The 1,294-nt window shown below is 36.7% G+C and carries 2 protein-coding genes; both read right to left on the minus strand.

Annotated features, from left to right (window positions below):
• Positions 1-30: 30 nt before the first annotated feature.
• Entirely contained in the window at positions 31-579 is a 549-nt protein-coding gene (locus tag ACFINU_RS09875) for an antA/AntB antirepressor family protein (protein ID WP_375618977.1), read from the minus strand.
• A 271-nt stretch (positions 580-850) separates the two neighbouring features.
• Positions 851-1,177: a hypothetical protein gene (locus ACFINU_RS09880; protein ID WP_375618976.1), complete on the minus strand. Its 327-nt coding sequence runs from the start codon at positions 1,175-1,177 to the stop codon at positions 851-853.
• Between the last annotated feature and the right edge of the window lie 117 nt (positions 1,178-1,294).

The raw sequence follows: 1,294 nt of genomic DNA on the forward strand, positions 1-1,294 counted from the left end.
CTTTAAAGATGGGGAGTTATGTTTTTAAATCTAAGCAGCTTTTACAACAGATTTTGCTAAGACCTGTTTTGCTTCTTCAATGAGTGTTTTATACTGTTTGCTTTCTTCTACCAATGTAAAGGCTTTAACAAGATGCATATGAAGAGGACCATAAATGTAAACAGCCTTTTTAGTTGGAGACATTTTATCCCAATCCTTTGGGAAATCAAAGCGTGTATCACGGTCACAATCAACAGATTGGTTTCTTAGTTTCTTTTCACATTCAATAAAATAACGGCGTGCTTGACGTCCTTTCTCATTGCGTTCGACCATTGAGAGCTCTTTTGCCATATCTAAAGTGAGATGGTATTCTATTGCTGTAACAGCTCTAGATTTTGCGCTTCCCAATTTTGGGAACCGCAAATCTTGTGTTTTTATGAAGTCTTTACCTTCTTCAAATGTATATTGATTAATACGGTCTGTAATCCAAGTAGCGAAACGTTTTCCTATTTCCATGAATGCGTGTAACTCACGCGCATTGACCGTTTGCACAATTTCTTGATCAATAGTTTGTTCTGTAATTTTAATAAGAGTGTTCATTATGAACTCCGTACGATTAGAGGTTTTCTATTGACATCCAAAGAGGATGCCGGGTGCTAGAAAACACGGCGTACAGCCCGTCGTTATGCCTTCCCCAAAAGGGTATTGTATAGCATAACCACACCCGACAAAATCATTATATGCGTGTAACATACAATGAGTCAAAGTTTTTAATTGGCGGTGAAAAGACTGTTTCGGCAATCTATCCGCTGTACATTTAAGGTGTTTTCTAGGCACCTGATTCGACAATAGACATAATGTTGCCATATTGTCAAGCAACTTCCGATAACTTTTTAATCTCTCTATTGATCTCGTCTATAAGAGGTTCGTAATTGAGAACGCTTTTCGGAATATTCCCACCATAAACCCATGCTTTTACTTGCGCTTTGGTACTGAAATCCGCATTCTTAGGTGTTTTGTAATTCTGACCACTATCAAACTTTTCACACTCTCTTGTACCGTCTTCATATTCATAGAGGTTGTAAAAATACTCTGCTGCTCCATCTCCCCAAGGAACATAACCAACAGCTGTTGCAACAAACTCTTTTTGCATTGGTTGTTTACGTTTTTTTAAGAACAGGTCTTTTAATATTCTCATGTTTTTAGTCCATAATTTTACCAATTGGTCTATTTACCTAAAATTTGATCGTACAGAGCGTTTTATATTATAGATATGGTTTTTTCATCGTAAAATCTTTAAATCGCTTTGTACGGT

Origin of the sequence: Bartonella sp. AC130YNZD, assembly GCF_042196865.1 — a bacterium.
Lineage (GTDB): Bacteria > Pseudomonadota > Alphaproteobacteria > Rhizobiales > Rhizobiaceae > Bartonella.